Raw genomic sequence first — 25078 nt, 5'->3', positions numbered from 1 at the left:
GATCAGGAAATGCGGCGCACGTCGTCGACGTTGGCGGTCTTGCCGTCGCCAAGTTCGACCAGCACGCCGGTGCTGTCACCGCTGATGGACTGGACCTTGCCGTAGACCAGCGCGATGGCGCTGACGTCCTTGCCCTCGGCCGTGCCGGACACCTTGAAGGTGTACTCGCCATTGGGCACGGCGTTGCCCTGGTCGTTCTTGCCGTCCCAGGCGATGTCGTGCACGCCGGCGGTCTGGCCCTTCATGTCGATGTTGCGGACCACGTTGCCGTTCTTGTCCAGCACCTGCACGGTGACCGAGTCAGCCGTGGACGGCACGTCCACGCCAATCTTGGTGGCCACGCCGTCCGCCACGGTGATCGCGTTGCCCGGCACCATCACGGTCTTGCCGATCAGGTTGGCGGAGTCCATCGCGCGGCTGGCCGCGGTCTGCGAGAGCAGCGCGGTCAGGGTCTCGTTCATCGTCTGCAGGCCGCTCACCGTGCTGATCTGCGCCAGCTGCGAGGTGAGCTGGGCGTTGTCCATCGGGTTGAGCGGGTCCTGGTTGTTCATCTGCGTCACCAGCATCTTCAGGAAGTTGTTCTGAAGATCTGCCGCGCTGGAGCTGCCGCCCTTGAGCGCGTCATTGACGGCGGAGTTGCTGTTGACGTTAGAGGTGGTCGTCATGGTGTCGGTTCCGGCGGTTCCTGGAAGGATTCGAAAGGTTGTGGGTTACTGACCGATCGTCAGCGTCTTCAGCATCATGGTCTTGGCGGTGTTGAGCACCTCCACGTTGGCCTGGTACGAACGCGACGCCGATATCATGTTGACCATCTCTTCCACCGGGTTCACGTTGGGCATCGTCACGTAGCCGTTGGCGTCCGCCAGCGGGTGCGACGGGTTGTGCACCATACGTGCCGGGGCGGCGTCTTCCATGACGCCGGCCACCTGCACGCCGCCCACGTCGGACTGGCCGGGCGTGGGCGCCATCTCGAAAATCACCTGCTTGGCGCGATACGGCTGGCCGTTCGGCGCCACGGCGCTGTCCGCGTTGGCCAGGTTGGAGGCCGTCACGTTCATCCGCTGCGACTGCGCGGCCATGGCCGAGCCGGCCACGTCGAAAATGTTCATGCTGGGCATGGTCGGTCCTGGTTAGCTCTGGATAGCCGACAGCATCGTCTTGATCTTGCTGCTCATGACCGTCAGGCCGGCTTCGAAGTGCACCGTGTTGTCGGCGAACGCCACGCGCTCGGTGTCCATTTCCACGGTGTTGCCGTCCATGCTCGACTGCAGCGGAATGCGGTAGTCGAGGTCGGCGCTGCTCGAAGTCGGCGCCTGGCCCGGCAGGTGGCGCTTCTGCGTGGTGGAAAGCGTCATGCCTTCGCTCTGGCGGCCGCGCTCCACCGACGTCGCCAGGGTGCTGGCGAAATCGAAATCGCGTGCCTTGTAGCCCGGCGTGTCCGCGTGGGCGATGTTCGAGGCAATCACCGATTGCCGCTGGGTCCGGAGGCTCAAGGCTTCCTGCTGGAAGCGCAACGCCGCATCGAGTCTGTCGATCATGTCTGCCTTTCCTGCTCTGGCTTCAACTTCGGGGAGAAAACTGCCGTAGACCTGGGTATGCGTATACGCGTGCCGGTCCGGGGCTTCTTCAGGGTTGCCATCTTAGGGGCCGCCCTGTCACGCCAATCGTGCGAATAGGACCGAGAAATCCGCGCAATTCGCGCCGACCCTTCGCGCGAGGCTGCCTACAATTGCCCCACAGATTCGTTGTTGTATTTCCGATGTCGTGGGGCGGCATCGCGCGGGCCCGCCCGCGCCGGCCACCCCCCATCCTTGCTGGGATGACCCCTATGAACCTCACTCGCCAGGCCGCCGGGCTGATGGCGCTGGCCGGCTTCGCGCTGGCCCAGCCGTCCGTCGCCGCGCCCGCCCAGGTCACGCCGGTGGCAATGCCGTCGGCTGCCACCCCGTTTGCCGACGACCCCGTGCGCGTGGTCGTCGAACAGTTCCTGCTGCGCCAGGCCACCGGCCTGCCGGGCAAGGTCAGCGTGCAGGTGGTGCCGCCCTCGGGCGGCCGCGCGCCCGATTGCCAGAACCCCGAACCCTTCCTGCCGTCCGGCGCCGCCCCGTGGGGCCGCGTGGCGGTGGGTGTGCGCTGCGGCGGCGACCGGCCCTGGACGCGCTACGTGCAGGCCCGGGTCTCGGTACTGACTGATTACTATGTAGCGGCCCGCGCAATGGCCCCCGGCGAGACCATCAGCGCCGCCGACCTCGAAGTGCGTCAGGGCGACCTGGCGGCGCTGCCGCGCGCCGTTGTGACGGATCCAGCACAAGTGGCCGGCGCCGTGGCAGCCAACCGCATCGCGGCCGGCTCGCCCATGCGCACCGATCTGCTCAAGAAGTCGATTGCCGTGAAGTCCGGCCAGACCGTCAACGTGACCGTCGAAGGTGACTCGTTCCAACTCACCAGCGAGGGCAAGGTGCTCGCCGATGCCGCCACCGGCAATTCGGTACAGGTGCGGCTGCGCAACGGGCAGGTGGTCAGCGGCCTCGTGCGCAGCGGCGACACAGTCGTGCTGCAGCAGTAATCGTCACATTTTTAACGGAAGAAGCCCGAAGTAGTCGCCGGGATTCCCGCGGAAGCAGGAAGAAAGAGCAGGCGCAGGCGGCGCATGCGAGAATGCCGCCCCACCCCTGATCCGGATGCGAAAACCCTAAAGTTCCGGGTGGAACATCCGATAAGCCAAGGGAACCCAGCAAGGATTTCACCGTGAAGATCAACCAATCCACTCCGTCCCTGCCCGCCGATGCCGCGGCAACCGACAGCGCAGCCCGTCCGGCCGCCAACGGTGCCGCCTCGTCCGCGACTTCCGGCGCCCTGACCGGCGTGCGCGTCAGCCCGCTGACCGCGCAAGTGCGTGAGATCGGTTCGCGTCTGGTCAATGAGACCGACGACGACATCGATACCGCGAAGGTCGAGGAAATCCGCCAGGCTATCGCGGAGGGCAGGATCAAGATCGATCCCAGCAAGATCGCCGACGGCTTGCTCGCTTCGCTGCGCGAGTTGAGCCAGGGCGAAAGCCAATAACTCCCTGACATGAGCCAAGCCCTGATCCAGACCCTGAAGCTCGAAGCTGACGCCATCGCCGCATTTGGCCGCACCCTCGCCGAGGAGCGCGACGCCATCAAACGCCAGGATTTCCAGGCGTTGAGCGAGCTGCTCAACCAGAAGATGGAACTGGCTCAGGGCCTCACGCGCGCCACCGCGGCGCGCGAAGCGCAGATGATTGCGCTGGGCCTGCGCGTGGGCCCGGGCGGCCTGCTTGTGGGCGGGCTGGTGGATGCGGCCGTGGCTGAGGCGTGGCGCAAGGTGGTGTTCTTCGCCAGCAAGGCCAAGGACGCCAACGAGTTGAACGGCGCCATCGTCAACGCCCACCTCGAATTCACGCAGGAAGCCATCCAGGTGCTGCGCCAGGGCGGCGCCGGCCCCAACGAGATGTATGGCCGCGACGGCCGCGCGCAGAACGCCGCAAGCGGCGTGAGCCTGGCGGCCGGCTGAGTTACATACGCATCACACCGCCGGTCCCAATCCGGCGGTAGTCAGAACCGGCCTACGCAAGGCTAGGTCATCGACCGATCCCCGCCGGCAGGCACCTTGCCTACATTGACAGTCAGGCGCATCCGCACGACACGCGCGGATGCCACCACTTTCTGTCTGGGAGGTGTCACTCATGTCCTTCGCGCTCTATCTCATCGGGCTGCTGCTGCTCGTCGGCGGCATCGCCTGGGGCCTCAGCATCGCTGGGTTGGCTCCGGTTTATATCGGCATTGCCTGTTTGGTGGTGCTGGGGATTGGGGTAATGTCGGCGGTATCGCGGACGCGGACTAAGGATCCGTCGTAGGGAAAATGTCGGCTGTGGCCGACTTTTAGCTATTACGAAAGAACACGAAGCTTTTGTCTTCCAAGTTGTGCTCTTTTTTGTATTGCTTTTCCCAAGCCCAAAAACCTTCAGGCGGGTCCGAATCAATACCTCTCCGCCAATACTGCTCGCCATGAGTCAGCAGCATCGCCCAATGATAGTCAAGTTCGTGGGCGCGTAGGCCTACGTCCAAATATCCGTCCAGCGCATTTTCCACCAAGGAGGAAGCGAGGAGGACGGCGTTTGCCTGATCGTCACCCAGGTCACCGTACTTCACCATAATGGCCTGGATTATTGCCACCCAGGTACGAAAATTAAAAACCACACTTTCTCTGGGGTCGCGGTCGTTAACGATGACGATACCATCTACGATTTTGCTTTCCTCTATCACGCCCGATAATCTTTTGAGTCATACGCGTGCTTATCACGCTACCTCGGCAATTCATCACTGGAGACGAATCTCCTGTCTTTCAGACGATGCTCTTTCCTGAATTTCTTTTCCCAATCCCAAAAGCCTTCGCTAGCCGGCGTAGGGCGAGAGCCTCACTGAACACTTCTTGCTATGGCATGCAGAATTCAGTTTTGATCATAGAAAATGAAATTTCTTTCTTCCAAGTCGTGCTCTTTCCTGTATCGCTCGTCCCACTCTTCATAACCATCTGGCTCCTCCGTATCGATACCTTTCCGCCAATATCCCTCACCATGTGCCAGAAGCATTGCCCAATGGTAATCCAGTTCATGGGCACGCAAACCAACTGCCATATAGCTGCGCAACGCATTCTCCACCAAAGGCGAGTTCAGAAGAATCGAGGCGGCTTCTTTCTCTGTTTTTCCGGCGTATTGAACCATCAACCCCTTGATTATTTCCACCCAGGTTCGGAAATTGAAAATTACGCACCGCCTTGGATCATTATCATCAACAATCAGAATACCATCAACTATTTTGCTTTCGTCCATCACTACTGATATCCTTTTAGTCACAAATCACGCACTTTCGGTCAAGATACACTGCTAGCACTCTTCCTTCTTGGATCGATCGAACACTGAGGCTCCCTTTGTGGAGAAAACCGCCAGCTGGCATCCAATAGGCTTTGGCGACGCTCCTTTCCGTCTTACGTCTCCGGGATTTTCAACCATGGGTCCGCTTACGGCGTCATATCCGTGTGAAAGCACGCCTTTTCGCCCGCGCGTCACAAAGTCCGCCCACTCTTCATCAGCAGACTTGAATACCTTAATATCAAGCATAGCCAACTCCGAGTCTGGAACGGAAAATACCGTGATCTTCGGACGCTTGCGAGATCGCCACTCCTCCGCCTGCGCCCGCTCTGTCGTCACATAAAATCCACCTTTACCTGCAGGATTAAAATCCAGATTGGGACGCCCTTCAGACGGATCGATCGGTCCCTTGATGTTTCCTGCATGATAAAAAGTCGTCGTACTTTCATCAGCTGATAATCCCAGCGGATCAATATATTCCACTGGATTGGGCGCATACCCATACCCGTTCAGCCCTCCCCGAAGCCCAATCGGATCCCGGCTCACAAACCGCCCGCTTACCGGATCATAGTACCGGTGCCGGTTGTAATGGAGCCCGGTTTCCTGGTCGTGATACTGGCCCTGGAAGCGCAGTGGGTTGGCAATGCCTGCCTTGCGCGCCGCGTCGGTGATGACCTCTCGCGCGGCGCCCCAGGCCTTGTACTGCGCAGACCATGCAATCTCGCCGGTCTCGTCGGTCAGCTCCTGCGGTGTGCCGAGGTGATCGCATTGGTACCACGCGATGGCGTCGAACGGCTGCGGGGCGATGTCCTCGGTCCAGAGCGGATCGTCGTCGATATCGTAGTCGCCCGCGTAGTCGGGCTGGCGATGCAGGGCGATGGCGTCATGGCGTACCGCCTGGGCCAGCGGTACGAAGGTGCCGGGCTCGTACAGATAGTGCGTGCTCCGGTCCGGCCGACTTTCCCACGCCAGTTGGTCGCCGTCCCAGCCATAGAGCGTGACGCCCTGGGCGGAGGACGACTTGACGAGCCTACGCCCGAGCGCGTCGTAGATGTACTGCACTGACAGGTCCGCTTGGCGATAGGCGGCCAGCCGATTGAAAGCATCCCACGTGAAGGAGGCCGCCACGCCATGGTCCAGACGTCCGATGAGGTTGCCGCGTTCGTCCCATTGATATTGGGTGCCGGCGTATTGCCGGAGCAGGTTGTCCACCAGCCTCGGGCGGCCGGTCAGGCGACTATCGGTGGCCCGTCGTCCATGTGCCGGAGTAGCCTCATACAAGCGCGTATCGGGATCGTCGAGCAGGTTGCCGGCCGGGTCGAAGGCGAACGTTTCGCTGCCCAGTGCGCTGTGCGCAGCGAGCAGCCGGCCCACTGGGTCATAGCGATATCGCAGCGTGCCGCGCCGCATGTCGCGGATACCCGATAGCTGCCCGACCGCGTCGTACTGGTACTGGCGGTGCAGCAAGCGATGGCCCGCCCGGGCGCCCTCGATGTGGGATAGCGTCTGTTCCACCAGGCGCCCCGCCGGATCGTAGGCCTGCGCATGGGCGAGCCGGTTGCCCTGCGTGCGAAGCACCTCCCGGTGCAGGTCGTCGCGCTCCAGATGGACCAGTTCGCGGTCATCCAGCATCACGCCGTGCACGTGCCCCGCGCCGTAAGTCAGCGCGGCCACGCGGTGTCCGTCCGGACGGATCGTGGCGATGCGCTGGTGCAGCGCGTCGAACTCGTGCCGCCAGACCGCCACCAGCGGCTCCTCAAGGCACCGGTAGTGCTGATGTTCGCGCACCACATTGCCTGCGGCGTCATGGAACCAATGCAGGCGGCTGTCCGCGTTCTCGGCCAGGATCATGCGGCCGTCGCCGTCATAGGCGAACGTCTCGGCCTGGCTGTGCCTGACCTGGCCTTGTCGATCCAACTGGCCCGCCTCGCGGCGGATCAGGCGACCGGCTGCATCGAAGGCGTAGGTGGTTTGCAGTTGCCCGGCATCGACGCTCCGTGCCAGCCTGCCCGTGGCCGGCTCATGGAAGTGGCGCGTGGTCCTGCCGTCGAAGCCGGTTTCCTCCAGCAAACGCCCCACTGGGTCGTAGCGGAACGCGGTCCTGGCGTCGTTCTCGTTGACGAGCGCAATGAGCCGCCCGAGCTTGTCCCACTGGTAGCCGAGCGTGCGGCCCGCCGCATCGGTGCGCCCTGCTATCAGGCCGGCCTCGCTGTAGTGCCAGGTGGTACGCCGGTGCAGCGCATCGGTGTACGCCAGCAGCCGGCCTTCAGCGTCGCGCTCGAAGTATTCCGCGCGCCCATCGGGGTGGCTGACGCTGGCCAGTTGCCCGGCCTCGTACTGGTACTGGGTCGCCTCGCCTGCCGCATTCGTGAATGTCACCAGCTCGCCGCGCGCGCCATACTGCCAGGTGCTGGTCTTGGCCGAGCAATCGGTATAGCTGGCGAGTTGCCCCGAGGTGGTGTAGGCCAACTGCTTCTTCCCGCCCCGTGCGTCGAGTATTTCTACCAGCAAGCCGGTCTGGCTGTAGGCATATTCCGTCTTGTGTCCGAGCGGGTCAGTCTCCTCGATCAGATTGCCGCGGTCGTCATGGCGGCGCTGCCACAGCCCGCCCTCGGCATCCCGGATGCCGATGAGCTGGTCGCCGTCGTCCCAGGCGTAGTGCACCGCGCTGCCGTCCGGGCGCAGGTGCTCGAGCAGGTTGCCGCGCCCATCGTAGGCGAACCTGTCCACGGCACCGTCCGTACGCACATGCCGCACAACATTCTTGGCGTCGTCGCGGAAGAACCATTCGGATCGTCCGTCGGGATGCCGGATCCGATAGGTGTAGCCGAGGATGTCGTAGTAATGCGAGGTTTCGTGGCCGAGCGCGTCGGTCACGCAGGTCACGCGGATGTCGGGGTCCCACGCCAGGCGGATGTCGAAACTGCCGTCATCGGCCCATTCGCGCACCGCCCGGGCATTGGGGCCGTCGCCGTGCCACTGCAGGTTCGTGCCGCGTCCGGTGCGGTCCGTGTAGCGCGTGAGCAGGTGATGCCGGTAGGTGTAGTCCCAGTGGGCGGCGTTCTCGTCCTGCGCCATCACGAGATCGCCCGCGCCGTCGTAGGTATAGCGCGAGAGCTGCCGCACAAGCTGGCCGTCGGCGATCTGCCACAGTTCGGCAATGCGCCCGGCCGCGTCGGGGCGGACGCCGATGTGGGCCATCGTCGCCGTACCTTGATAGGCGATCACATCCGACAGCACGGTGTCGCCGTGAACGCGATGGTCATAGTGCAGCGCCACGCCCGCGCCGCTGCGCAGCTTGATGCCGGTCAGGCGGAAACGCTGCCCGTGGCGGCGGTAGGTCTCCTCAGCTTCGAAACCCCGGGCGAGCGTCAGCGCGTTCTCCGACACCCGTACAAGCGTGATGTTCTCGATCGGATCGTGGTGGAACTTGCCAATCTCGGGGAGCGGATATGCATGGCTGCGGCCATCGGCGGCGTGATACACCACGCCCTTGGACACCTGATCGAAGCGGGTGGTGTACGGGGTGATCCAGCGCGCGCCGCATGGATTCGATACACCGGTGTCGTAGGCGGCGAGGCTCGAGCGGTAGGTACGCGTCCAGGCAAGCGGCAACTGTCCCGGCAGGATGAAATCGGTGTGCGACAGCGTCTCGTCGCCGGTGGCGAAGCTGATGCTGCGCCGGCTGCCGGAGGGTGCCGGGCAGTTTCGGCAGCCGGGGCTGCCCCGTGCTGGCGCCTGACGGCCGATGGCGCCCAGTTCGCCATCCTGCGCGCGTTGCCGTGCCTCGCTGGTGTACTTCGGATGGACATTGGCGCTCTGGCCGGCGCGCCGCTTCTGGCGCCATCGCGCCACCGCCTGGCTGAGTATCGCCAGCAGCCAGCCGAGGCTGTGCGTGGCTTGCGGGTCGGCCAACTTCGCCAGTTGCGCCCGCAGTGTCGGGCCCATCTCGCGCAGGGCGCCCGCGCTGGCGGCCACCTGCTGCCGCATCTTCTCGGGCATCGCGAGCCGCACCGCCGTGTTGGCCACCGCCTTGCCCGACGCCTTGTGGGCATCCCACACCGCACCAAAGATATTGCCGATGGCCGCCCGGGGATCGTTCAGCAACTGCTCCGCCGCAACGCCGGCTTGCGTGCGGGCCGACCGCGCGTTGCCGGCGGCGTCGAGCCGGCCCAGCGCGACGGCTTCCATCCCGCCGGCAATTTCGCCCAGCAGCGTCTCGCCCAGGGCGCCGGCATCTTCCAGGATGCTGCCCAGCTTCGCCTGCGCCTGCTGCACAAAATCGTCAAGCTCGCCGATGATGGTGGCGTTCAAATGCCCGACCAGCACCTCGATCAACCCATCTCCGAGAGCAGCCGTGGCGGCGTGGCGCAGTTCCTGACGAACCAGTGCGAGCGTGGGCCGCAGGCTCATGCGTGCCGCTGCCATGCCCGGTGGCAACGGCAGGACGCCGATCAGGTTAATCCCCAGGCTGGCCCAGTCGAACACATCGCGCGAGCGGCTGCGCATCAGCGCGAAGATGTCGTTGAGCGCATCGACCAGTGCCATGATGTTGCCCACCACGGGCAAGCCGCCGGCCACGGCCTGGATGCGCGCCAGCGTCACCAGCCCGCCACTGGCCTGCCGCAGCCACGCATCGACCTGCGCGGCACCCCGGCCCACATCCTCCACGGCGATGGTATTGAGCGGGGCCACTACTGTCTCGGGCGGGCGCGGAGCAGGTGAAGGCGTCGGTTGGGACATGGCTGGGCGTGATGGCGATGGAGGGTTTCGGCGGGAATCAGGAGACAAATCCCGGCGTGGTCATCGAAGGCCGGGCGGGATGCGATACGGCCTTGGCCAACGCCGGCACCGCCATCAACGTCGGCATCGCGATCGGCATCGCCTGGCCCAGCAGCGCCTGGGCGCCGGACAGGCCGAATGCCGCGAGCCCATCGGGAAGGCCCTTGACCGCCGTGGTGAGCTGTTGCGCGATCTGCAGTGCCTGGCTGGTCTCGCTGGCCCGGCTGGCGGCAGCGAGCACCTGCCCGGCGACAAACCCGGCGGCGCTGTCGGCCATCGCGCTGGCGCCCGCCTGCCCTGCCGCGCGCGGCGACCATGCCGGCTGGCCGACATGACTGGCCTCGACCCAGGTATCGGCGGGGTCCTTGCCAAAGCGCACCGTGGCAGGGCCCGGTGCAAGCCCGTCGACGGCCGCGAAGCCCTTGGCGTTCAAGCGGCCGGTCACCGCCTTGCCCAACGCGTCCTCCACGCGGAACTCCCCACCGATGCCGGTGCGGTTGGCGTAGTGGTTGAACAGTTCGAGATTGCCTTGCCCGGGCTTGCGCGGCGGCGGGAACGCCGCGGCACCGCGCTGTGCCGTGATCAGGGCATAGCTGGCGGTGCGAATGACATACGCGGCGCCGGTGCGATGCGTGATGCCGCCCGCGTCATAAGTGGTACTGCTGCCGCCGCCGCTGATGACGAGCTGCTGCCGGGCCGACAGCGTGATCCGGTCGGCGGTGGCCGTGATCCCGATCCGGGCCAGCAGGTTGATGCTGTCGCGCAGCGCGCGCAGGTCGATGTCGCCGCCGGCCGCCACCAGCCGCCACCCCATGCTCTGGATAAAGATCCGCACGCCCCGGCTCGCGCTGGCCAGCAGCCGCTTGCCCACGGCCAGGCTGGTATGCCCGCCGCTGGTGAGCGCCAGATGCTCGCCCGAAGCAAGATGCGTGGAGCGCGCCGTGGTGGCCTCGATGCCGGCCGGGCTGGCAAGCACAAGGTGCGGCGCGGCCAGTTCGGGAAAGCTGCCGGCATCCGCGTTGGCGACCCCTGTGCCGTGGATGTCGTCGTTCTGCTGCTGGATGGCGCTGGCCACTTCGGCCTGGTCGGCCGCGTCCTGCGCCGCGTGCTGCTGCGCCAGCGCGGCCAGCGTTTCCTGCTGTGCACGGGCCACCGCCAGCCGCTCCACGGTCTCGCCCAGGTCCTTGTGATGCGCGCTGGCGTTGGCACGTCGCTCGGTGGTCAACAGCATGCCGTGGGCGCGCACTACGCCCTGCCCGTCCGTGCGTAGCTCGAAACCCTCGCCCCGCTTGTCCTTGCGCCCGGCGCCGTGCAGCACGCGCGTCAAAAAACCGAGGCCAAGCCATGAGGTCTGATGGTCGCTCTGCAGCTGGGTCTGGATTTCTCCCTGGGTATCGTCCTGGACAAAGGCGTTGGCGCGTTCGCCATGCAATTCCTTGCTGACAAAGCCGGACAGCGCGTGTTGCGCCGGCAGCGGCCACTGCGGCATATTGAGGCGGTTCGCTACGCGGCCGGTGACGATAGGACAATCGGGATCGCCATTCAGGTGCTCGACCACCACCTCCTGGCCGATGCGCGGCACGTGCACCGCCCCGAAGCGATCCCCCTGCCACGCTGAGGACACCCGCACCCAGCATGAGCTGTTGGCGTTGCGCTGGCCGATCCGGTCCCAATGCATCTGGATACGGATACGCCCGTACGCGTCGGTCCACGTCTCCTCGCCCTCCGGTCCCACCACCGTGGCGGTCTGCGGGCCGCTGGTGCGCGGCTTGGGCTGGGTCCGCTCGGCCCGGAACAGCACGTTCGTCGGCTGCGCCGTGAAGGCGACCTCGCAACGCCACTGCTGGCCGATGCCCGACGCTTCGGGCACATCTTCGACCTCCAGATCGGCGCCGAGGATCAGGTACTCGCGATTTGCCCTGTCCTGGACGAAATGGCTCAGCCTGAACGTGCAGCCCGGCACCATGGCGCGCACGTGGCCGCGTCCGCTCGCCCGGCTGCCGTGCTGGCGGAGGGCCTCCATCCGCAGCCGGGCCACATGGCCGCCTTCGCGCCACGGGTCGTTGTCGGTGGCGGGCTGGCCATGGTCGCCTGGATACTCATAGCCTTCTGCCTCGGCGTGCGCGGTATCGAGCGGCGCCGCCGAGCGCACCGCGAGATCCGCGCCTGGCTTGACGAAATCGTAGTCGGAGCTGGCCCATTGGCCGGACACGAGGCGGTCGTGCAGCACGAATGCGTGCAGGCATTCCTCGTCGATGCGGTCCGCGCTGCGCTGCCAGCGAATGGTGTGGTAGGCGGGGCTGCTGTACGGCGCGAACGCACTGTTGGCATCGGTCAGTATCAGCCGGTGCTTGCCATCGCTGTGCGCGATGTGCCAGGAGATGCCCCATTCCTGGGTCAGGCGCTGGAATAAATCGAAGTCGCTCTCGCCGTACTGCACCTGGTATTCACGGCTGGGATAGCGCGCCGCGTCGACGCGCCATTCCACGGGGAAGGCGTAGGCGCAGAGCAGCGCGTCGAGGATCTCGACCACGGTTTGTTGCTGAAAGACGCGGTAGTCCGTGGTCAGCGTGGCCAGCCAGAGCCACGGGCGCAGCGTCAGGCAGTAAGCGATCTGCCGGCCCTGCGGGATCGGGCCGCGCACGTCGGTAATCAGCCCCGTGATCTCCCGCGTGCCCGCGCCGGTGCGACGCGTTGGCCCGGCGCCGCTGCCGTCGAGTTCAATCGCAACCGTCAGTTCCTGGCCGCGCAGCGCCTGCGTGTCGAGGTTCGCCGCCGGCCCGGTCGGCGCATGCCGCGCGTCGGGGGTTTTCAGTTCAACTTCGTATTCGAACAGCTCGCACAGCCGTTCCGTGCCGGACAACCGCGAAAACACCAGTGCCGGTGCGCCCATCAGCGTGGGCAGACCGGCACATCGGACAGAAACGGTACGGGACGGCAATGGCGAGGGAACACGCATAGTCGAGCACGTCGATACAGGAGGCAGGCAAGGCGGCTGCAATCATCGGCTCAGATGCCGCGAACCCACACGATGCGGCGATCGGCGCGCGTACCGAATATGACGAATTCGAAAGTGCGCCAAGACAAACTTAAATGAGATCTGAATGAAATGAGATGACAGCCGGCACTGGGCGGCTCGGCGGCTCAGGCGGTGAATGTTGCGGATCGTGCGCCGGGGTCTATACACTAGAGTGGTTCCGGCCCCACGAAGGTGATCGCCCCCATGCTCGAGGCCCTGCGAAATACAACAAGCGCGCTGTTCGACCCCGATCGCCGATTCCGCCAGGCCCGCATCTTCCACGCCACGCGCGTGGCGCTGGCCCTGCTGGTCTCCATCGCGCTGACCACCGGCATCAACGTGCCGCATGGCGAATGGGCCTCGATCACGGTGCTCGTGGTCATTGGCGGGCTCCAGCACCACGGCAATATCCGCCGCCGCGCCGCCGAGCGCGGGGTGGGCACGCTGATCGGCGCCTTCGTTGGCCTGTTCCTGATCCTCCAGGAAAGCTACTTCCGTATTCCGCTGCTGACCTACCTGCTGATCGCCGTGGCGTGCGGGTATGCGGCCTACCATGCGGTCGGCAAGGGGGGATATATCGCGCTGCTGGCCGGCATTACGGTGGTCATCACGGCCGGCCACGGCGACCAGAACGTCTATGACGCGCTCTGGCGCACCGTCGATGTCATGATCGGCACGGCCATCGCGCTGGTCTTCTCGTTCGCGCTGCCGGCCTATGCGTCGTATTCGTGGCGTTTCAAGCTCGCCGGGCTGCTACGCGCCTGCGCGGCCGTCCACGCCAAGATCGAACGGGGTTTTGCGGATGAGAGCGAGCGCCAGCAGGCCATGATGAAGCTGGGCCCGCCGCTGGTGCAGCTGCGCAGCCTGATCCCCTCGGTGGCGAAGGAAACCGGCACGCCGCCGGCGGATCTGGAGGAAGTCCAGCACTGCGCGCGGGTGTGCATCAGCGCGCTGGAGATGCTGGCGACGATTCCGCCCGAGAGCATGGATGCCTGCGGAGAGGAGCACTGCATCCGCGACCTGCTGCTGGAGATGGCCAGCGCGCTGGAAGCCGGCGACGAGACCATGGTCCGCCAGAACATCACCCTGCCAGCGCCGCACCCGGACGATCCGTCCATCGGCCATAGTTCGTTTGCGTTCCTGACCCTGCAGCTGTCGGCCGAGCTGGGCCATCTGCGCGACCATCTGTCCCAGATGGCGGCGCAGCATCACTTTCCCTACGCCACGCGCTGAGCCGGGTTACTTCCGGTCCGTCAGCGCGATGCGCATGGCCAGCGCGCCGAGTACCGTTCCCATCACATAGCGCTGCGCGCGCAGCCATCGCTCGCTGCGCGACAGGAACGCGGTAATCCCGGACGCCCCCATCACCAGCAGGAAGTTCACCGCACCGCTGACGCCGATCTGCACCGCGCCCAGTTGCAGGCTCTGCCACAGCACGGAGCCCTGCTCGGGATGCAGGAACTGCGGGAAGAACGACAGGTAGAACATCGCCACCTTGGGATTCAGCAGATTGGTGACAAAGCCCATGCTGAACAGCTTGCGCGGCGGATCGGCCGGCAGCGCGCGGGCCTGGAACGGCGCCGCGCCGCCGGGGCGCACCGCCTGCCAGGCCAGCCAGAGCAGATAGGCCGCGCCGGCCAGCCGGATGGCATCGAAGGCGAACGGCACCGCCATCAGCAGCGCGGTCAGCCCCAGCGCGGCGGCCATCAGGTGGACCACAAACCCGAGCAGCACGCCCGCCAGCGAGACCAGCCCAGCCGCCCGGCCCTGGCACAGCGCGCGGGACACGCAATAGATCATGTTGGGCCCCGGGGTCAGCACCAGGACAAGGGCGGCCAGGGCAAAGAAGGCCAGGTCGTGCCAGTCGAGCATGTCGGATTTCCTTGAAAAACGGGGCTACGAGGGCGCCGGGGATCGGGCCATTATAGGAACGGGTGCGATCGTCGAGTGGATACAGATCCGCATGGCTTTCGGCCCGATCTGTACGGCGCCGGCCGCCGTGTCGGACAAACTCGCCTTGTCGGGGCTGCGCCGATGGGCCACATTGGACCGTGACGCCTCATTGCCTCCCATGCCTATCCTCGATACCCGCATCCGGCACGTCCTCCAGCACCCCGGGCGCTTCATCCTCGCCACGCTCCGGGAATTCCGCGCCAACCAGGGCCTGCTGCTGGCCGGGGCGGTGGCGTACTACGCGCTGCTGTCGATCGTGCCGTTGCTGATCCTGATGCTGATTGGCCTGTCGCATGTGATCGACCCGGCCCGGCTGCTCGATACGCTGGCGCGCTACCTGGAATGGCTGCTCCCGGGGCAGTCACGCGCGCTGGTGGCAGAACTGGCGCGCTTCATGGAGCACCCCGCCCTCGGCTGGGTGCTGCTGGTGACGATGATCTTCTTCAGTTCGCTGGCCTTCACCGTGCTCGAGAACGCCATGTCGGTCATCTTCATCCATCGCGTGGCCATCCGGCGGCGGCATTTCCTGGTCTCGGCCATCCTGCCCTATTGCTACATCCTCGTGCTCAGCGTGGGGCTGCTGGTGGTGACGCTGGTGGCGGGCGGGCTCCAGACCATCGGCGAACGGCACCTGGAGGTGCTGGGCCATGACTGGTCGCTGGACCGCCTCTCCGGCACCCTGCTCTACCTGCTCGGGCTGGCTGGCGAGATCCTCCTGCTGACCTCGATCTACCTCGTCATGCCGGTAGGCCGGCTGTCGGTGCGCCATGCGCTGGTGGGGGCGGTCTTCGCCTGCATGCTCTGGGAAGTGTCCCGTCACGTGCTGGTCTGGTATTTCGCCACGCTGTCCCAGGTGGGGCGGGTGTACGGCTCCCTGACCACGGCCATCGTGGTGCTGCTGAGCCTGGAGATTGCCGCCACGCTGCTGCTGTTCGGCGCCCAGGTCATCGCCGCCGTGGAGCGTTCCGGCGCCGACCCTGCGCCGCAGGGCTTCCACACCTAGTCGTCAATCGACAATTTGACTGCAGATGACCGACATTCAACAGACTTGCCTGCATGATGAGTGACAGAGACGACCTCGACATCTGGATGCCTTTGCATACATCCGCGCAAAAAGCGCAATGGTTCGCCCCTCCCGACACCAAAAATAAGGCAAAATTCGGGTCTTGCCCCCGGCTGTGACCCACCCGGGGCATTTTCCAACCTGATTCTTGATGCGAGATAAGCAATGAGTACCCAGCAGCCAACCATCATCTACACCCTGACCGACGAAGCTCCGCTGCTGGCGACCAGTGCCTTCCTGCCCATCATCCGCACGTTCGCCGCCCCGGCTGGCGTGAACGTCGAGACCAGCGACATCTCGGTGGCGGCCCGCATCCTCGGCGAATTCCCCGAATTCCTGACCGAAGAACAGCGCGTGCCGGACAACCTGGCCGAACTGGGCCGCCTGACGCTGCTGCCGGACACCAACATCATCAAGCTGCCGAACATCAGCGCCTCGCTGTTCCAGCTGGTCAGCGCGATCAAGGAACTCCAGTCGAAGGGCTACAAGATCCCCGACTACCCGGAAGACCCGAAGAACGACGAAGAAAAGGCCATCCAGAAGCGCTACTCCAAGTGCCTGGGCAGCGCTGTGAACCCCGTGCTGCGCGAAGGCAACTCCGACCGCCGCGCGCCGGCCGCCGTGAAGAACTTCGCCCGCAAGCACCCGCACAGCATGGGAGAGTGGAGCATGGCTTCGCGCACCCACGTGGCGCACATGAAGCATGGCGACTTCTACCACGGCGAAAAGTCGATCACGCTGGACCGCGCCCGTGAAGTGCGCATGGAGCTGGTCACCAAGAGCGGCAAGACCATCGTCCTGAAGCCGAAGGTGGCCCTGCTGGACGGCGAGGTCATCGACAGCATGTTCATGAGCAAGAAGGCCCTGCTGGCCTTCTACGAAGAACAGATGGAAGACGCGCGCAAGACCGGCGTCATGCTGAGCCTGCACGTGAAGGCGACCATGATGAAGGTGTCGCACCCGATCGTGTTCGGCCACGCCGTGAAGGTCTTCTACAAGGACGCCTTTGCCAAGCACCAGAAGCTGTTCGACGAACTGGGCGTGAACGTGAACAACGGCCTGGTGGACCTGTACACCAAGATCGAGGCGCTGCCGGAGTCGAAGCGCGAGGAAGTCATCCGCGACATGCACGCCTGCCACGAGCATCGCCCGGAACTGGCGATGGTGGATTCGGCCAAGGGCATCTCGAACCTGCACGCACCGAACGACGTGATCGTCGATGCCTCGATGCCGGCCATGATCCGTATCGGCGGCAAGATGTGGGGTGCCGACGGCCGCACCAAGGACACCAAGTGCCTGATCCCGGAATCGACCTTCGCCCGGATCTACCAGGAAATCATCAACTTCTGCAAGACCAACGGCGCCTTCGACCCGGTGACGATGGGCACGGTGCCGAACGTCGGCCTGATGGCCCAGAAGGCCGAAGAGTACGGCTCGCACGACAAGACGTTCGAGATTCCGGAAGACGGCGAGGCCCGCATCGTCGACAACGCCACCAATGAAGTGCTGTCGGCGCTGACGCAGAAGGTCGAGCAGGGCGACATCTGGCGCATGTGCCAGGTCAAGGACGCCCCGATCCGTGACTGGGTGAAGCTGGCCGTGACGCGCGCCCGCAACTCGGGCACGCCGGCCGTGTTCTGGCTGGACCCGTACCGCCCGCACGAGGCCGAGCTGATCAAGAAGGTGGAAACCTACCTGAAGGACTACGACACCAACGGCCTGGACATCCAGATCATGTCGCAGGTGCGCGCCATGCGCTACACGCTGGAACGCGTGATCCGCGGCCTGGACACCATCTCGGTGACCGGCAACATCCTGCGCGACTACCTGACCGACCTGTTCCCGATCATGGAACTGGGCACCAGCGCCAAGATGCTGTCGATCGTGCCGCTGATGGCCGGTGGCGGCCTGTACGAGACCGGCGCCGGCGGTTCGGCACCGAAGCACGTGGCCCAGCTGGTGGAAGAGAACCACCTGCGCTGGGATTCGCTGGGCGAGTTCCTGGCCCTGGCCGTGTCGCTGGAAGAGCTGGGCATCAAGTCCGGCAACGCCCGCGCCAAGGTGCTGGCCAAGACGCTGGACGCCGCCACGGGCAAGCTGCTCGACAACAACAAGAGCCCGTCGCCGAAGACCGGCCAGCTCGACAACCGCGGCAGCCAGTTCTACCTGGCCATGTACTGGGCCCAGGAACTGGCCGCGCAGAAGGACGACGCCGACCTGGCCAAGACCTTCGCACCGCTGGCCAAGACGCTGACCGACAACGAGAAGACCATTGTCGGCGAGCTGTCGGACGTGCAGGGCAAGCCGGCCGACATCGGCGGCTACTACATGCCTGACTTCGACAAGCTGGATGCGGTGATGCGCCCGAGCAAGACGCTCAACGCGGCCCTGGAGGCCGTGAAGGGCTGATGACCTCCCTCTCCGCCCCGGCACCCGGGGCGGAACCGCCAGAACGGCCGGGCCCGCGCAACCGCGTGGTTCCGGCCGTTTTGCATTGACCACCAGACAAGCCACTTCGTGCAGGAATCCCCGCACTCCCTCGCTGCCGCCGGTCTCGACAGCGCCGCCTTCCAAGCGCTGGCGGACGCGCTCGACCAGGCGTTCTGCGTCATCGAGGTGATTTTCGACGGCGACCGGGCGATCGACTACCGCTTTATCACCGTCAACCACGTATTCGAGGCCCAGACCGGGCTGCATCAGGCGCAGGGCCGCAATATGCGCGACCTCGCGCCCGGGCACGAGGCCCACTGGTTCGAGATCTATGGCGAGGTGGCGCTGCGCGGCCATCCGCGCCACTTCGTCGAACAGGCGCGCGCGCTGGACCGCTGGTTCGAGGTGCACGCCTTCCGGGTTGGCGATGGCGTCCGTCCGCTGGTCGGCGTGCTGTTCCGCGACATCACCGCCCGGCGCGAGGCCGAGGCGGCGCTGCGCAAGACCGAAACCCAGGCGCAGCTGGCCGTGGCCATCGCCCGGCTCGGCACCTTCCGGCAGGACACGGAAACCGGGCTGGTCTATATGGATGCGCGCATGCGCGAGCTGCGCGGCGGCGGCGAGGCCGAAGTCATGCCGCTGGCCGAGACCCTCCAGCGCGTGCACCCCGAAGACCGGCCCGGGCTGCTGCAGGCCGTGGAAACCGCCATCGCCACGGCCGACGAAAGCGGCGGCGGCGGCTTCGAGGTGGACTACCGCATCCTCTGGCCCGACGGCAGCGAGCACTGGCACGCGGCCAATGGGCAGGTCGAGTTCGAGGGCGAGGGTCCCAGGCGGCACCAGGCCAGCGTGCTGGGTACGGCACTGGACATCACCGTGCGCAAGCAGGCCGAAGCCATCCTGCGCGAGGCCGATGCCCGCAAGGACGAATTCCTCGCCACGCTGGCGCACGAGCTGCGCAACCCGCTGGCCACCATCCACAACGCGCTCCAGCTCCAGGGCGCCGATGCCACCCGGGTGGACGCGCCGCGCCTCCAGGCCATGCTCGACCGGCAGGTGGAGCACATGATGCGGCTGATCGACGAGCTGATGGAGGTCTCGCGCATCACGCGCGGCGTGATCGAACTGAAGCATGAAGCGCTCGACTTGGCCGACGTGCTGCGCAATGCCGTGGAAGCCGCCCGCCCTGCCGCGATCCGAGCGGGCCACGTGCTGACGCTCCAGCCGGCCGACACCCCGCTGCCGGTGCGCGGCGACGCGGTGCGGCTGGCGCAGATTCTCGGCAACCTGCTGGCCAACGCGGTGCGTTACACCGATCCGGGCGGCCGCATCGACGTGCACGCGTGGCGCGACGCCGCCGGCATCCACGCCGCCGTGGCCGACACCGGCATCGGCATCCCGCCCGGGCATCTGGGACGGCTCTTCGCACTGTTCGGCCAGTTCGACAAGAACGCGCCGCGTTCGCAGGGCGGGCTCGGCATCGGGCTCGCCACCGCGCGCAAGCTGGCGCAGATGCATGGCGGCGACGTCCACGCCACGAGCCCCGGCCCGGGGCTGGGCAGCACCTTCACCGTCGCGCTGCCCGCCAGCGACACCCCCGCCGCGGCCGACGACGCGAAACGCCGGCCCGACTCCCTGCCCAACCCGGTGCGCGTGCTGGTAGTGGATGACAACCGCGACGCCGCCGACAGCGTGGCGATGCTGCTGGACATGTACGGCGCGACCGCGACGGTGGCCTACGATGGCGCGAGCGCGCTGGCGTCCCTCGCCCAATGGTGGCCGGACGTGGTGCTGCTGGACCTCGGCATGCCTTCAATGGATGGCTACGAGGTAGCCACCCGCATCCGCCAGACCTGGCGCGACCGCCCTGTGACGCTGGTGGCGCTAACCGGCTGGGGCCAGGCCGCCGACCGCGACCGCACCCGCGCGCATGGCTTCGACGCCCACCTCGTGAAGCCGGTGGGGCTGGACGCCCTGCTGGCGCTCCTCGCCGACTGCGGCAGCGCCGCGCCGCCCAAATAAGCCGCATTCGTCACCCGCCGCGGCGATGGTCTATGGTGATAAGCCCAGGAACCAGCGGAGCGAGTGCCATGGCATACATCGACGGATTCGTACTGGCCGTGAAGACGGCCAATCGGGAAACTTACCGGCAAGTGGCGCAGAAGGCGTCTACCGTGTTCAAGGAACACGGCGCGCTGAAAGTGGTGGAATGCTGGGGCGACGATGTGCCGGAAGGCAAGGTCACCTCGTTCACCATGGCCGTCCAGCGCAAGGACGACGAGACGGTGGTGTTCTCGTGGATCCTGTGGCCCTCGCGCGAGGCGCGCGACAAGGGCATGGCCGCCGCCATGGCGGACGAACGGCTCAAGGAGGGCATGGACCCGATGCCGTTCGACGGCCAGCGCATGATCTTCGGCGGCTTCGAGGTCATCGTGGATGCCTAGTGGATGCCTAGTGGATGCCTAGTGGATGCCTAGTGGATGCCTAGCGGACGCCGGGTAGCAAAGTGCGCTCCACGGCCTCGGTGAGCGCCTGCAGCACCCGGCTGTCCTCGTCGGCCTTGCGCGACACCAGCGAGATCTGCAGCGTCGGCGCGTCGGCCCCCAGCCGCACGCGGCGCACCGGGTAGCGGTCACAGACCGTCGGGTCCATCAGCTGCACCACGGAGACGCCCAGCCCCGCGCTGACCATGGCGACGATGGCGATCACGCTGTCGAACTCCATCGCACTGCGTTTCTCCGGCATCACGCCATGCACATAGCGCGCCGCCATGGCGCCGGTGACGGTGGCGCGGTCGTAGCGGATCCAGTCGTAGCGGGCGAGCAGGTCGGCCGCGCTGGCCTCCCCGGCGTCCGGCGGGGCGATCAGCACCATCTCCCGGGTGCCCACCGGATGCCAGCGCAGGCTCGCCACGCGGCCGGTTTCGGGCCGGGCGACTACCGCCGCATCGAGTTGCCCCGCCTTGACCAGATCCAGCAGCCCGGCGCTGCGCCCGCGTACCGGCCGCACGCGCAGCTTGGGGTAGTGGTCGCGCAGGTAGCGCAGCGTGCCCGGCAGCAGCACCGGCTGGATCGACTCGATCACCCCGAGCCGGACCGAGCCCTCCACGGCCACGGACACCCGGCGCCGCAGCGCATGGAGGTAGCGCAGCCCGCCCTCCATGGCGGCGGCCACCTCGTGCGCTACGGCTGTGGGCCGCACCTGCAGGCCGGAACGGTCGAACAGGGGCTGGCCGACGTACTGCTCCAGCTGCTTCATCTGCATGCTGACCGCGCTCGGCGTGAGGTGCATCGTGGCGGCAGCCGCCGCGAACGAGCCCTCCTCGATCACGGCGGCAAGGGTGGCGAAGGTCTCCAGCTTCATCAGTTTTCCTTATCAGCGACGTCAAGGAACATCACTTTTTCTTAGCTGTGCTGAAGCTTAGACTGGCTGCACGACGTCATGCAAGGCGCTGCGCCGGCGCCCGCATCAGACGTCCCTTCCATAAGACTCCGAGACACCGCCCCCATGACTGCCGATCACCCTACTGATCACCCAGATCACCCCACCTATCGCCCCACCGCGTGGCTGGCCGCCGATGCCGACCGCGACACCTCCTGGATCCAGCGCCTCTCCGCCGCCGAAATCGCCAGCTTCGACGCCGCCCTGCACCACGCCACCGCGCTGGACAAGCCGCTGCTGGAGATGACCGCCGGTGATTTCCCGCTCGATGCCGCCGCCCGCGACGCGCTGGCCCGCGCCATCGACACCACGCAGGGCCGCTGGGGCATGTGCCTGGTCAAAGGCTTTCCCGTGCACCGCTGGACCGAGGACGAGACCCGCCTCGCCTACTGGGGCATGGGCCTGCACATGGGCGTGGCCCGCACGCAGAACCGCGCCAGCGACTTCATGAACGATGTGCGCGACGTGGGCGCCGCCTACAAGAGCAAGAACGGCCGGGGCTACAACACCAACGCCGGCCTCGACTTCCACACCGATTCCTGCGACGTGGTGGGCCTGCTGTGCCGCCGCGCCGCCCGTACCGGCGGCGCGAGCAAAGTGGTCAGCTCGATCGCCCTGCGGGACGCCATGCTGCGCCGCCGGCCGGACCTCGAAGCCGTGCTCCACACGCCGTTCCACTACAGCTACCAGGGCGCGCAGGACCCCTCCCAGCCGCCGCACTATGCCTGCACCATCCTCGGCAACCATCCGTGGGCGTTCGCCATGCGCACCAATCGCAAGAACGTGGTGGCCGCCCAGCGCGACTTCGACGATGTGCCGCGCCTGACGGCGGCCCAGGAAGCCGCCCTCGACGAACTGGACACCCTGCTGACCGACCCGAGCCTGTGCTTCTCGATGCAGCTGGAGCAGGGCGACCTGCAACTGCTGAACAACTACGTCACCGTGCATTCACGCACGAACTTCGAGGATTACGAGGAGTTCGACCGCAAGCGCCACCTGCTGCGGCTCTGGCTGGCCGTGCCGGGCGCCCAGCCGCTGCCCGATGAGTGGGCCGACTACTTCACCGACGTCCGCGCGGGCGCGGTGCGCGGTGGCCTGCGCGGCAGCGCGCGCAGCGTCGCGTTCGACGCCTACGAGCGCCGCCAGGCCGCCGCGCTGGGCATGCCGCTGATGCCATGGGCACCGGCCACCCGGCCCGCCTCCGCCGCGACGGCCTAGCCGCCGGCATCCCCCACAGAAAAATACAAAGACAAAAACGGAGACAAGCCATGGAACGACGCGATTTCCTCGCGCTGCTGTCGGCGGCGCTGATCCTGCCCCCGGGTCTGGCGCGCGCAGCGCCAGCCGTCACGAAAGTCCTCGTCGGCGCTACCCCGGGCGGCGGTACCGACATCGTTGCCCGCTCGCTCTCGGCGGAGCTGGAGCAGCGGCTCAAGCATCCCTTTATCGTCGAGAACCGGGGCGGCGCGGCCGGCAATATCGCGGCCATCGCCGTGGCCAAGGCGGACCCCGATGGCGGCACGCTGCTGCTGAGCTACACCAGCCACGCCATCAATCCGGCGCTGTTCGAGAAGAAGCCGTTCGACGCCATCAAGGACTTCACGCCGATCTCGCTGATCGCCAGTTCGCCGCTGATCCTGGTGTCGCGCCCGGACCTTGGCGTCAGCAACCTGCGCGAGCTGGTGGCGCTGGCGAAGTCGAAGCCGGGCAAGCTGAGCATCGCCGTGGCCGGCGTGGGCAGCGCCAACCATCTGGCGGGAGAAATGCTCAAGCACGAGGCTGGCATCGACATCGTCAGCGTGCCGTACAAGGGCGCCGGCCCGGCCGTGGCCGATGTGGTGGGTAGTCAGGCCGACCTGCTGCTCGGCAACGTGGCCACGGTGCAGCCGCTGCTGGCGGCCGGCAAGCTCAAGGGGCTCGCCGTAAGCAGCCCGCAGCGGCTGGCGGCGTTTCCGGACCTGGCGCCGATTGCCGATCTCGTGCCGGGCTTCGACTACAGCTCGTGGTACGGGCTGCTCGGCCCGGCCGGCATGCCGCCGGACCTGGTGCGGGAGCTGGAGACGGCAGCGCGCGCTGCCGTAGCGGCGCCGGCCATGCGCAAGCGCTTGCAGGGGGAAGGTCTGGTACCGGTGGGGAACAGCGCCACCCAGTTCGCGCAGTTCCTGCAGGCGGAAATCGCGCGATGGGCGAAGGTGGTGGCCGTCACGCACACACGCGTGGCGTGAGCCAGCAGATGGGAAATGCGGGGGACGTGCGGGGGACGTGCGGGGGACGTGCGGGGGACGCGCCGCTGGCGGTTAGCGGAAGCTGACCGTCACCTCGTTGCTGCGCCCTTGCAGCGACGGCGCCAGACCGCCGCTTCCCGGCACGCGGAAGGCGAACACGAAGCCCTTGCTGGCATCGTCGCCGACGAAGGCGTTGGTCTTGCCCTCGGCGCCCGGCAGCATCACGCAGCGGTCGGCATTGCAGAGGTAGGCTTGCAGGTCCGGCGGCGGCACGCGTGTGAAGCTGTAGCGCCAGCGCACCGCCGTGATGACGCCAGCCGACTGGGGCAGCACCCCGCCCGGCACGATCGGCGCGGACAGCGCGCGCTGGCCCCGGTTCGCAATCATCGGGCCTACCGCCGAGCCGGTCCAGGCATGGCGCGACGGGCCGATTTCCAGCGTCGCTTTCGTCAAGCCCTGCGCCGCCAGGATCGCCGGCAAGAAGCCGCAGAGCGCGGCCACCGTCATCGACAGCCAGGCTCGCATTACAACAGGCCCCGCAGCTGGTTGCGCAGGCGGGTAATCGCCTGGCTGCGGATCTGGCACACGCGCGACTCGGTCACTTCCAGCACCGCGCCAATCTCGCGCAGGTTCAGTTCCTGGTCGTAGCACAGCGACAGCACCAGCTTCTCCCGCTCGGGCAGCTTGTCGATGGCGCGGATCAGCGCCTCGCGCATGCCGGACTCCATCAGCACGGTCAGCGGGTTGGCGTCGTCGGTCACGCCAAGGTGGCGGTCCAGGAAGTCTTCCTCGCCGGAACGCTCGAAGTCCTCGTAGTGCAGCAGCTGGCAGCCGTAGACCTCGTTGAGCAGCTCCTGGTACTCGTCGAGCGGCATGTCCAGTTCCTTGGCCACCTCGGAGTCGATCGGCGTGCGGCCGAGCTTCTGTTCGAGGCCGCGCTGGGTGCGCTCGATCTTGCGCGTGAACTGGCGCAGGCTGCGCGACTGCCAGTCGTTGGCGCGCACCTCGTCCAGCATCGCGCCTCGGATGCGCTGGCTCGCATAGGTCTCGAAGCGCGCGCCATGGTTGTCTTCATAGCGCTTGGCAGCATCGAGCAGGCCGATCATGCCGGCCTGGATCAGGTCGTCGATCTGGACACTGGCAGGCAGCTTGGCCGCCAGTTGCAACGCGATCCGTCGCACCAGCGGCGCATGTGACTTGACCACGCCTGCCTGTTCGAGCTTTCCCTGAATCGTATACATGGTGGAATTCTCGGTAAGAACTTGGTTCGG

General features: G+C 66.3%; 22 protein-coding genes. 11 read left to right on the top strand and 11 right to left on the bottom strand.

What is annotated here, in order from left to right:
* Positions 1–2 precede the first annotated feature (2 nt).
* Genes flgD through flgB form a run of 3 tightly spaced genes read right to left on the bottom strand, consistent with a single transcriptional unit; the run spans position 3 to position 1538 of the window.
* Positions 3–665: a flagellar hook assembly protein FlgD gene (gene flgD / locus AB4120_RS08060; RefSeq protein WP_144199928.1), complete on the bottom strand. Its 663-nt coding sequence runs from the start codon at positions 663–665 to the stop codon at positions 3–5.
* 45 nt (positions 666–710) lie between these two features.
* The gene (flgC, locus tag AB4120_RS08055; RefSeq protein WP_092295836.1) at positions 711–1118 is read right to left on the bottom strand and encodes a flagellar basal body rod protein FlgC; all 408 of its coding nucleotides are present in this window, start codon (positions 1116–1118) and stop codon (positions 711–713) included.
* A gap of 12 nt (positions 1119–1130) precedes the next feature.
* Positions 1131–1538 carry a flagellar basal body rod protein FlgB gene (flgB, locus tag AB4120_RS08050; protein WP_144199926.1) on the bottom strand — a complete coding sequence of 136 codons (408 nt, stop codon included), beginning with the start codon at positions 1536–1538 and terminating at the stop codon, positions 1131–1133.
* Positions 1539–1828: 290 nt separating this feature from the next.
* Here flgB and flgA point away from each other — a divergent pair, with 290 nt between their 5' ends.
* The 4 genes from flgA (at position 1829) to AB4120_RS08030 (ending at position 3880) form a co-directional block, all read left to right on the top strand.
* Positions 1829–2566 carry a flagellar basal body P-ring formation chaperone FlgA gene (gene flgA, locus AB4120_RS08045; RefSeq protein ID WP_149138702.1) on the top strand — a complete coding sequence of 246 codons (738 nt, stop codon included), beginning with the start codon at positions 1829–1831 and terminating at the stop codon, positions 2564–2566.
* A 182-nt stretch (positions 2567–2748) separates the two neighbouring features.
* Entirely contained in the window at positions 2749–3066 is a 318-nt protein-coding gene (gene flgM / locus AB4120_RS08040) for a flagellar biosynthesis anti-sigma factor FlgM (protein WP_149138701.1), read from the top strand.
* Between the two features lie 9 nt (positions 3067–3075).
* On the top strand, positions 3076–3537 hold the full coding sequence (locus AB4120_RS08035; RefSeq protein WP_144199920.1) for a flagella synthesis protein FlgN: 462 nt from the start codon (positions 3076–3078) through the stop codon (positions 3535–3537).
* Between the two features lie 172 nt (positions 3538–3709).
* Positions 3710–3880, top strand: a complete 171-nt coding sequence (locus AB4120_RS08030) for a hypothetical protein (RefSeq protein ID WP_187645215.1) — start codon at positions 3710–3712, stop codon at positions 3878–3880.
* A 25-nt stretch (positions 3881–3905) separates the two neighbouring features.
* On the opposite strand, the gene AB4120_RS08025 is transcribed toward AB4120_RS08030, so the two are convergent.
* The 4 genes from AB4120_RS08025 to AB4120_RS08010 all read right to left on the bottom strand — a co-directional run bounded on the left by AB4120_RS08025 (position 3906) and on the right by AB4120_RS08010 (position 12569).
* On the bottom strand, positions 3906–4289 hold the full coding sequence (locus AB4120_RS08025; protein WP_149138700.1) for a hypothetical protein: 384 nt from the start codon (positions 4287–4289) through the stop codon (positions 3906–3908).
* 185 nt (positions 4290–4474) lie between these two features.
* Positions 4475–4855, bottom strand: a complete 381-nt coding sequence (locus AB4120_RS08020) for a hypothetical protein (RefSeq protein ID WP_262389736.1) — start codon at positions 4853–4855, stop codon at positions 4475–4477.
* A gap of 54 nt (positions 4856–4909) precedes the next feature.
* Positions 4910–9589, bottom strand: coding sequence for an RHS repeat-associated core domain-containing protein (locus AB4120_RS08015; RefSeq protein WP_441642128.1), 4680 nt, complete (start codon positions 9587–9589; stop codon positions 4910–4912).
* An 85-nt stretch (positions 9590–9674) separates the two neighbouring features.
* On the bottom strand, positions 9675–12569 hold the full coding sequence (locus AB4120_RS08010; RefSeq protein WP_262389734.1) for a type VI secretion system Vgr family protein: 2895 nt from the start codon (positions 12567–12569) through the stop codon (positions 9675–9677).
* Positions 12570–12899: 330 nt separating this feature from the next.
* Between AB4120_RS08010 and AB4120_RS08005 the strand changes: the two genes are divergently transcribed.
* The gene (locus AB4120_RS08005; protein ID WP_144199910.1) at positions 12900–13928 is read left to right on the top strand and encodes an FUSC family protein; all 1029 of its coding nucleotides are present in this window, start codon (positions 12900–12902) and stop codon (positions 13926–13928) included.
* A gap of 6 nt (positions 13929–13934) precedes the next feature.
* On the opposite strand, the gene AB4120_RS08000 is transcribed toward AB4120_RS08005, so the two are convergent.
* On the bottom strand, positions 13935–14567 hold the full coding sequence (locus AB4120_RS08000) for a LysE family translocator (RefSeq protein WP_149138697.1): 633 nt from the start codon (positions 14565–14567) through the stop codon (positions 13935–13937).
* A gap of 199 nt (positions 14568–14766) precedes the next feature.
* On the opposite strand from AB4120_RS08000, the gene AB4120_RS07995 reads away from it, so the two are divergent.
* The 4 genes from AB4120_RS07995 to AB4120_RS07980 all read left to right on the top strand — a co-directional run bounded on the left by AB4120_RS07995 (position 14767) and on the right by AB4120_RS07980 (position 20585).
* The gene (locus AB4120_RS07995; protein WP_149138696.1) at positions 14767–15651 is read left to right on the top strand and encodes a YihY/virulence factor BrkB family protein; all 885 of its coding nucleotides are present in this window, start codon (positions 14767–14769) and stop codon (positions 15649–15651) included.
* Positions 15652–15876: 225 nt separating this feature from the next.
* Complete coding sequence (locus tag AB4120_RS07990; RefSeq protein WP_149138695.1) at positions 15877–18120, top strand: NADP-dependent isocitrate dehydrogenase; 2244 nt, start codon at positions 15877–15879, stop codon at positions 18118–18120.
* Positions 18121–18228: 108 nt separating this feature from the next.
* The gene (locus AB4120_RS07985) at positions 18229–20163 is read left to right on the top strand and encodes a hybrid sensor histidine kinase/response regulator (protein WP_441642127.1); all 1935 of its coding nucleotides are present in this window, start codon (positions 18229–18231) and stop codon (positions 20161–20163) included.
* 68 nt (positions 20164–20231) lie between these two features.
* The gene (locus tag AB4120_RS07980; protein ID WP_144199900.1) at positions 20232–20585 is read left to right on the top strand and encodes a DUF1428 domain-containing protein; all 354 of its coding nucleotides are present in this window, start codon (positions 20232–20234) and stop codon (positions 20583–20585) included.
* A 40-nt stretch (positions 20586–20625) separates the two neighbouring features.
* Here the strand turns inward: AB4120_RS07980 and AB4120_RS07975 are convergent, their stop codons facing one another.
* Complete coding sequence (locus tag AB4120_RS07975) at positions 20626–21504, bottom strand: LysR family transcriptional regulator (RefSeq protein WP_149138693.1); 879 nt, start codon at positions 21502–21504, stop codon at positions 20626–20628.
* 144 nt (positions 21505–21648) lie between these two features.
* On the opposite strand from AB4120_RS07975, the gene AB4120_RS07970 reads away from it, so the two are divergent.
* Positions 21649–22800 carry a TauD/TfdA family dioxygenase gene (locus AB4120_RS07970; RefSeq protein WP_149138692.1) on the top strand — a complete coding sequence of 384 codons (1152 nt, stop codon included), beginning with the start codon at positions 21649–21651 and terminating at the stop codon, positions 22798–22800.
* A gap of 50 nt (positions 22801–22850) precedes the next feature.
* Positions 22851–23807, top strand: coding sequence for a tripartite tricarboxylate transporter substrate-binding protein (locus AB4120_RS07965; protein ID WP_149138691.1), 957 nt, complete (start codon positions 22851–22853; stop codon positions 23805–23807).
* A 72-nt stretch (positions 23808–23879) separates the two neighbouring features.
* Here the strand turns inward: AB4120_RS07965 and AB4120_RS07960 are convergent, their stop codons facing one another.
* Both AB4120_RS07960 and AB4120_RS07955 read right to left on the bottom strand, forming a co-directional pair.
* Complete coding sequence (locus AB4120_RS07960) at positions 23880–24332, bottom strand: flagellar protein FlhE (protein ID WP_244844730.1); 453 nt, start codon at positions 24330–24332, stop codon at positions 23880–23882.
* On the bottom strand, positions 24332–25048 hold the full coding sequence (locus AB4120_RS07955; protein WP_144199892.1) for an RNA polymerase sigma factor FliA: 717 nt from the start codon (positions 25046–25048) through the stop codon (positions 24332–24334). Before AB4120_RS07955 ends, AB4120_RS07960 begins: the two co-directional genes overlap by 1 nt.
* Positions 25049–25078: the final 30 nt, after the last annotated feature.

This window comes from Cupriavidus sp. 2KB_3 (assembly GCF_052115685.1).
In the GTDB taxonomy this organism is placed as follows: Bacteria; Pseudomonadota; Gammaproteobacteria; order Burkholderiales; family Burkholderiaceae; genus Cupriavidus; species Cupriavidus campinensis.
Note: the sequence above shows the minus strand (reverse complement) of the source record. Positions and strands in the feature narration are given on the sequence as shown.

What these genes read in the sequence shown, in the direction of transcription:
- flgA (WP_149138702.1), top strand. Translation starts at nt 1,829, where the DNA reads ATGAACCTCACTCGCCAGGCCGCCGGGCTGATGGCGCTGGCCGGCTTC.
- AB4120_RS08030 (WP_187645215.1), top strand. Translation starts at nt 3,710, where the DNA reads ATGTCCTTCGCGCTCTATCTCATCGGGCTGCTGCTGCTCGTCGGCGGC.
- AB4120_RS07980 (WP_144199900.1), top strand. Translation starts at nt 20,232, where the DNA reads ATGGCATACATCGACGGATTCGTACTGGCCGTGAAGACGGCCAATCGG.
- flgC (WP_092295836.1), bottom strand. Translation starts at nt 1,118, where the DNA reads ATGCCCAGCATGAACATTTTCGACGTGGCCGGCTCGGCCATGGCCGCG.
- AB4120_RS08010 (WP_262389734.1), bottom strand. Translation starts at nt 12,569, where the DNA reads ATGGGCGCACCGGCACTGGTGTTTTCGCGGTTGTCCGGCACGGAACGG.
- AB4120_RS07990 (WP_149138695.1), top strand. Translation starts at nt 15,877, where the DNA reads ATGAGTACCCAGCAGCCAACCATCATCTACACCCTGACCGACGAAGCT.
- AB4120_RS08035 (WP_144199920.1), top strand. Translation starts at nt 3,076, where the DNA reads ATGAGCCAAGCCCTGATCCAGACCCTGAAGCTCGAAGCTGACGCCATC.
- AB4120_RS07995 (WP_149138696.1), top strand. Translation starts at nt 14,767, where the DNA reads ATGCCTATCCTCGATACCCGCATCCGGCACGTCCTCCAGCACCCCGGG.
- AB4120_RS08020 (WP_262389736.1), bottom strand. Translation starts at nt 4,855, where the DNA reads ATGGACGAAAGCAAAATAGTTGATGGTATTCTGATTGTTGATGATAAT.
- flgB (WP_144199926.1), bottom strand. Translation starts at nt 1,538, where the DNA reads ATGATCGACAGACTCGATGCGGCGTTGCGCTTCCAGCAGGAAGCCTTG.
- AB4120_RS07975 (WP_149138693.1), bottom strand. Translation starts at nt 21,504, where the DNA reads ATGAAGCTGGAGACCTTCGCCACCCTTGCCGCCGTGATCGAGGAGGGC.
- AB4120_RS08005 (WP_144199910.1), top strand. Translation starts at nt 12,900, where the DNA reads ATGCTCGAGGCCCTGCGAAATACAACAAGCGCGCTGTTCGACCCCGAT.
- AB4120_RS07960 (WP_244844730.1), bottom strand. Translation starts at nt 24,332, where the DNA reads ATGCGAGCCTGGCTGTCGATGACGGTGGCCGCGCTCTGCGGCTTCTTG.
- AB4120_RS07965 (WP_149138691.1), top strand. Translation starts at nt 22,851, where the DNA reads ATGGAACGACGCGATTTCCTCGCGCTGCTGTCGGCGGCGCTGATCCTG.
- AB4120_RS08000 (WP_149138697.1), bottom strand. Translation starts at nt 14,567, where the DNA reads ATGCTCGACTGGCACGACCTGGCCTTCTTTGCCCTGGCCGCCCTTGTC.
- AB4120_RS07955 (WP_144199892.1), bottom strand. Translation starts at nt 25,048, where the DNA reads ATGTATACGATTCAGGGAAAGCTCGAACAGGCAGGCGTGGTCAAGTCA.
- flgD (WP_144199928.1), bottom strand. Translation starts at nt 665, where the DNA reads ATGACGACCACCTCTAACGTCAACAGCAACTCCGCCGTCAATGACGCG.
- AB4120_RS07970 (WP_149138692.1), top strand. Translation starts at nt 21,649, where the DNA reads ATGACTGCCGATCACCCTACTGATCACCCAGATCACCCCACCTATCGC.